This is a genomic window from Amycolatopsis speibonae, assembly GCF_042647925.1.
Classification (GTDB): Bacteria; Actinomycetota; Actinomycetes; order Mycobacteriales; family Pseudonocardiaceae; genus Amycolatopsis; species Amycolatopsis speibonae.
The window spans coordinates 1-5,965 of sequence record NZ_JBHRWK010000118.1 but is presented as its reverse complement, the minus strand read 5'-3'; the positions used below and the strand labels follow the sequence as shown (position 1 = coordinate 5,965).

Here is a 5,965-nt window from a genome sequence, read left to right as displayed (position 1 = left end):
TCAACGCTCGGATACTTGACACCCCAAGAATACGAGCTAGGATACAGAAACATCAACGAAATCGCGGCCTAAACCCGCGTCCACAAAAGCGGGAACACTCCACCTCGACATCCTCCACCGAACCCATAACACAAGCATGACAGCCGAAATCAAAATATACGGTTTATTTATCGGCGCGCCCTCAACGTCCGAAATCGTCCCCCGTCACACCTCCCACCCACCACGAAGACACCGGATCCCAGCGGGCTGGCAAATACGGGTCCGCCAGAACCATCCCCACCACTCACGAGGTCAGTACAGACCCGCCGCGTACCGCCCCGGCTCGTAGTAGGCCTCGAGGTCGGCCATGCTCTCCTCCGGCCGTTCGAAGGTCTTCGCGATCACCGCGCGGGACGGCATCGCGTCCGGCGTCCAGCTCTCGGGCGACCAGAGCTTCGACCGCATGAACGCCTTCTGGCAGTGGTGGAAGACCTCGTCGATGTCGACCACCAGCCCGAGCTTCGGCCTGCTGCCCTTCACGATCATGTCGTCGAAGAACGGCGCCTCCCGCACGAGCCGCGCGCGGCCGTTGATCCGCAGCGTGTCGCCGCGGCCCGGGATCAGGTAGATCAGCCCGACGTGCGGATTCGACAGCACGTTGCGGAAGCCGTCGGCGCGCCGGTTGCCGGGACGCTCCGGGATCGCGATCCGCGTGTCGTCCAGGACCAGCGTGAACCCGGCGGGATCGCCCTTCGGCGAGACGTCGCAGGTGCCGTCCGCCGCCGACGTCGCGATCAGCACGAACGGCGACTCCGCGAGCCACTGACGGTCCATGTCGTGCAGCTTCGGCCTCGCCTTGTTCGCGGTCCGCTCCAGCGGCGGCGGCAGGATCTCGCGCAGCTCGGCTTCCGTGGTGACCTCGACGAAGTCCTCAGACAATGTTGTGCTCCCTCGTCACGGCCCGGTCGCCGGCGAACCGGCGGACGTCGAGCCCGGTGATGTCGATGGCCGGGACCCGCCCCAGGAAGAGGTCCCGCACGAGCTCCCCCACCGCCGGGCCCATCTGGAACCCGTGGCCCGAAAACCCGGTCGCGTAGAAGAACCTCGACACCTGGACGCTTTCCCCCACGATCTGGTTGTGGTCGGGCGTGACCTCGTAGAGCCCGGCCCACCCGCTGCGAATACCCGCGTCGAGCACGGCGGGCACCCGTCGCGCGGCGAGCTCGGCGAGCTTCGGCAGCCAGTCGCCCGGCTCGTACCGGGTGTCGAAGCCGGGGTCGCCGTCACCGTCGCAGAAGGACATCGCCAGGCCGAGGCCCTCGCGGTGGAAGTAGAAGGCCGACGGCATCTCGATGGTCAGCGGCACGGACTCGGGCAGGTCCGCGACCGGGCCGGTGAACACGACCTGCCGCCGGAACGGCCGCACCGGGAGATCGACACCGGCGAACTCGCCGACCCGCGCCGACCACGCGCCCGCCGCGCAGACCACCGCGTCCGTCCGGACGAAACCGTCGCGGGTCCGGACGCCGGTGATCTCGTCGCCGTCGCGTTCGATCCCGACGACCTCGACACCGGTCTTCAGCACCGCGCCGTGCCCGCGCGCCGCCCGCGCGTAGCCCTGGACAGCGGAGTCCGGGGTGGCCTTGGCGTCGTCCGGCGACCACAGCGCCGCGACCACGCCTTCGGTGTCGACGAGCGGGGAGAAGCGCCGCGCTTCGGCGGGCTCGACGAGCCGGCTGCGGACGCCGTAGGAGTTCTGCAGCTCGGCGCAGCGCTCGAACTCGGGCAGGTCCGCGGGGTCGGTGACCAGGTACAGGTAGCCGTCGCGGCGGAAGTCGATCTCGGTCCCGTACGTCCCGTCGAAGGCGGCGTACTCGGCCAGCCCCCGCAGCCCGATTTCGATGTTGACGTGCGTGGTGAACGACGACCGGATCCCGCCCGCCGCCTTCGCCGTCGAGCCCGCGCCCAGGCTGTCGCGTTCGAGCAGCAGTACCGAGACCCCGGCGGCGGCGAGCCGGTACGCGCAGCTGACCCCGATGATGCCGCCGCCGATCACGACGACGTCGGTGCGTTCAGGAAGTGGCTCCATCCGTGTCCCCGATCCGTTCGCTTTCGGGCGGCGGTCCCGGCGATGTGCCGTCGCCGAACGGGCGCCCGCCCAGCTGCTCCCGGTGGTGCGGCGTCGTCCAGCCGGACAGGTCCGGTCCCAAAGGGACGATCCGCGTCGGGTTCACCTGCTCGTGCACCGCGTGGTAGTGCCGCTTGATGTGGTCGAAATCGACGGTGTCACCGAAACCCGGCGTTTGGAAGAGGTCACGGGCATAGGCCCACAGCACCGGCTGTTCAGTCAGTTTGTTCCGATTGCATTTGAAGTGCCCGTGGTAGACCGAGTCGAAGCGGACCAGCGTGGTGAACAACCGGATGTCCGCCTCGGTGATCGTGTCGCCGACGAGGTAGCGCTGCCTTTCGAGCCGGTCGGAAAGCGCGTCCAGCATGGCGAAGAGCCGGTGGTACGCGTCGTCGTACGCGGCTTGTTTGGTCGCGAAACCCGCTTGGTAGACAGCGGCGTTCACATCGGCGAAGACGCCCACGTTGACGTCGTCGATCTCGCCGCGCAGCCGCTCGGGATAGAGGTCGGGCGCGCCGGGCCGGTGGAGACTGGTCCATTCGGTGGAAAAATCGAGCGTGATCCGCGGATAGTCGTTGCTCACCAGCCGCCCGCTCGGAATGTCCACAATGGCCGGGACACTGATCCCGCCCATGTAGTGCGGATCGGCCGCGTGATAGGCCTCGGCCAGGTATCTGATGCCCAGCACCGGGTCCCGGTCACCGGGATCGAGGGTGAACCGCCAGCTCTTGTCGTCCTGGATCGGGTCGGCGACGGCCACGCTGAGCGCGGACTCGAGACCGAGCAGCCGCCGGACGATCAGGCCCCGGCTCGCCCAGGGACAGGCTCGGCTGACCACCAGCCGGTACCTTCCCGCCTCCACCGGCCAGCCGTCGCGGCCGTCCGCGGTGACGCGCGCGTCGAAATGGTTGGCGGACCGACGGAACTCGCCGGTCTGCGGATCGGTCGGGATCGTCATGTGAGCCACCCTAAAGCGTGAGAAGGTGGTTTCGGTGTGCGTAGACTCTGGCACCCGGCGTGCTCGCACGCCGCCGCGCGGAAGGTGGTCCCCACGATGCCGTTCATGCCCGTCACCGACTCGATGTTCCTCCTCGTGGAAACGCGCGAACATCCGATGCACGTCGGCGGACTGCAACTGTTCAAGAAACCCGAGGACGCCGGGCCGGACTACCTGCGGGACCTTCGCCGGAAACTGCTCGATTCCGACAACATGCGCGACGTGTTCCGGCGTCGTCCCGCCCGGCCGGTCAACACCGCCGGTCACGTCGCCTGGGCGACGGACAACGACCTCGAGCTGGACTACCACTTCCGGCATTCGGCGCTGCCCCAGCCCGGCCGGATCCGCGAGCTGCTGGAACTGACCGGTCGGTGGCACGGCACCCTGCTCGACAGGCACCGCCCGCTGTGGGAGATCCACCTGGTCGAGGGCCTGCAGGACGGCCGGTTCGCGATCTACAGCAAGATCCACCACGCGCTGATGGACGGTGTCTCGGCGCTGCGGCATCTGCAGGGCACGCTGTCCGACGACCCTGCCGACCTCGACTGCCCGCCGCCGTGGGGGCGACGGCCCAAGCCGGACGCCGGCCGCAACGGCAAGGCGTCACCCTCGGCGCTCAGCACCTTCGGCAAGACGGTCAACCAGCTGGCCGGTATCGCGCCCGCCGCGATGAAGGTGGCGCGGGAAGCTTTCCAGGAACACACGCTCACGCTGCCGTCGCAGGCACCGAAGACGATGCTGAACGTGCCGATCGGCGGGGCCCGCCGGTTCGCCGCGCAGTCGTGGTCGCTGGACCGGGTGCGCAAGGTGGCGACCGCCGCCGGGGTATCGCGCAACGACGTCGTCCTCGCGATGTGCTCGGGCGCGCTGCGGGACTACCTCATGGAACAGAACGCTCTTCCGGACGCGCCCCTGACCGCGATGGTGCCGGTCTCCTTGCGGCGCAAGGACAGTGGCGACGCGGCGGGGAACAACATCGGCGCGCTGCTGTGCAACCTCGCCACCCACCTGACCGACCCTGCCGCCCGGCTCGCGACGATCAACGCGTCCATGCGGAACGGCAAGAAGCTGTTCTCGGAACTGAGCCCGCTGCAGACGCTGCTGCTGTCCGGGATCAACGTCGCCCAGCTCGGCGTGTCGCCGCTCCCGGGCGTCGTGAACAACACGAAACCGCCGTTCAACCTGGTGATCTCCAACGTACCGGGGCCGCGCAAGCAGATGTACTGGAACGGCGCGGCGCTCGACGGCATCTACCCGGCGTCCGTGCTGCTCGACGGGCAGGCGCTGAACATCACGCTGACCAGCAACGGGGACAACCTGGACTTCGGCGTCACCGGCTGCCGCCGCAGCGTTCCGCATCTGCAGCGCATCCTGACCCACCTGGACACCGCGCTCGCCGAACTCGAACACGCCGCTTCCGTCGGGCGCGGCTGACCTCCCGCGTTTCGTCCTCTGGATGCGGTACTTGCACAAGCAACTACCGCATCCAGAGGACGAAACGCGTCGGGGGCTAGCTGCCGTCGGAGACGTAGATGGCACCCGGGGTGATCGTGTACAGCTGCCCGTCCGGACCGGCGGTCGCGTCACGCGTGCGGCCGAGGTTGGTCCAGAGCTTGCCGCCGTTGCCGTTCAGGTCCAGCTTGAACGTGCCGCCCTTGAGCGAAGCCATGTACAGCGAGCCCTTGTACGCCGCCAGCCCGCTCGGCGTCGCCGAAGACGTCGGCCACGCCTTGACCGGGTTGGTCATCCCCGCCGTGTCGCACGGGCCCTCGCAGGTCGGCCAGCCGTAGTTCTTGCCGGGTTCGATCTTGTTCAGCTCGTCGAGCTTGCTCGCGCCGATGTCGGAGACGTACAGCTGCCCGTTCGCCCAGGTCAGGCCCTGGACGTTGCGGTGGCCGTAGGAGTAGACGCGGCTGTTGAACGGGTTGCCGGGCGCGGCGGCGCCGTCGGTGGTGACACGCAGGACCTTGCCGCCGAGGGAGTTCTTGTTCTGCGCGTTGGCGCCGTTCTGGCCGTCGCCGGTACCCGCGTAGAGGTAGCCGTCGGGGCCGAACCTGATCCGCCCACCGTGGTGGAAGTTCGCGCCACGGGGGATGCCGGTGACGATCGGCGTCGGCGTCTGGCCCAACTTCAGCTTGGCGATCCTGTTGTCGGAGCTGGTCGTGTAGTAGATGAAGACCGTCTGGTCGGTGGCGTATTTCGGCGAGACGGCGATGCCGAGCAGGCCTGCCTCCTGGGTGACGCTCACCCCGGGGATGGTCTGGACCGTGGTCACCTTGCCCGCCTTGTCGATCTTGCTGATCGTCTTGGCGTCCTTCTGCGTGAAGAGACCGGTGCCGTCGGGCAGGAAGTCGATCGACCAGGCCTGGTTGAGGCCGCTCGCGATCTGCTTGATCGCCTGGACGGACGGCGCTTCGGTGGCCGCGGCCGGGACGGCCGCGATCGACACGGCCGTCGCGGCGGCGAACGTGGTGGCGAGAGTACGACGTAAGGACATGGGACGCCTCCTTCAGCTACACCCCTGGAGCTCGGATGGCGGCGGACGACGAGTGGTCGGGGTTCACCCGTCGCGTTGGATAGAAACACACCACGGGATGAAACGGACACCACTGGACGGGCTATCGCACCCGCGGGAGGTTCACCGTCGTATGCGCCGAGCGTGACGATCGGGTCAGCTCGATCGGCCATAGGTAGGAAACTTTACGAAATGGCTCGAGAACTTGGACCTTGCGTCTGGTCAGAATCGGCGACCCGCTTCTAGTACTCCAGACGGACTTCGTGATGTCGCTGGTGGGCTGCCCGCAGACAGGTGCGGCCACCAGTTGATCATGGTCGGTTGTGTGGACTAACCCTGATCGGCT

The 5,965-nt window shown here is 67.9% G+C and carries 5 protein-coding genes; 1 reads left to right on the top strand and 4 read right to left on the bottom strand.

The window, feature by feature from the left end:
* Positions 1–291: 291 nt before the first annotated feature.
* Genes ACFOSH_RS42295 through ACFOSH_RS42285 form a run of 3 tightly spaced genes read right to left on the bottom strand, consistent with a single transcriptional unit; the run spans position 292 to position 3,065 of the window.
* Positions 292–918, bottom strand: a complete 627-nt coding sequence (locus tag ACFOSH_RS42295; protein WP_378247151.1) for a pyridoxamine 5'-phosphate oxidase family protein — start codon at positions 916–918, stop codon at positions 292–294.
* On the bottom strand, positions 911–2,068 hold the full coding sequence (locus tag ACFOSH_RS42290) for an NAD(P)/FAD-dependent oxidoreductase (RefSeq protein WP_378247149.1): 1,158 nt from the start codon (positions 2,066–2,068) through the stop codon (positions 911–913). Before ACFOSH_RS42290 ends, ACFOSH_RS42295 begins: the two co-directional genes overlap by 8 nt.
* Positions 2,052–3,065, bottom strand: coding sequence for a glutathione S-transferase family protein (locus ACFOSH_RS42285; RefSeq protein WP_378247147.1), 1,014 nt, complete (start codon positions 3,063–3,065; stop codon positions 2,052–2,054). Before ACFOSH_RS42285 ends, ACFOSH_RS42290 begins: the two co-directional genes overlap by 17 nt.
* A 96-nt stretch (positions 3,066–3,161) precedes the next feature.
* On the opposite strand from ACFOSH_RS42285, the gene ACFOSH_RS42280 reads away from it, so the two are divergent.
* On the top strand, positions 3,162–4,538 hold the full coding sequence (locus ACFOSH_RS42280) for a WS/DGAT/MGAT family O-acyltransferase (protein WP_378247153.1): 1,377 nt from the start codon (positions 3,162–3,164) through the stop codon (positions 4,536–4,538).
* A 76-nt stretch (positions 4,539–4,614) separates the two neighbouring features.
* On the opposite strand, the gene ACFOSH_RS42275 is transcribed toward ACFOSH_RS42280, so the two are convergent.
* Entirely contained in the window at positions 4,615–5,601 is a 987-nt protein-coding gene (locus tag ACFOSH_RS42275) for a PQQ-dependent sugar dehydrogenase (RefSeq protein ID WP_378247145.1), read from the bottom strand.
* Positions 5,602–5,965 lie beyond the last annotated feature (364 nt).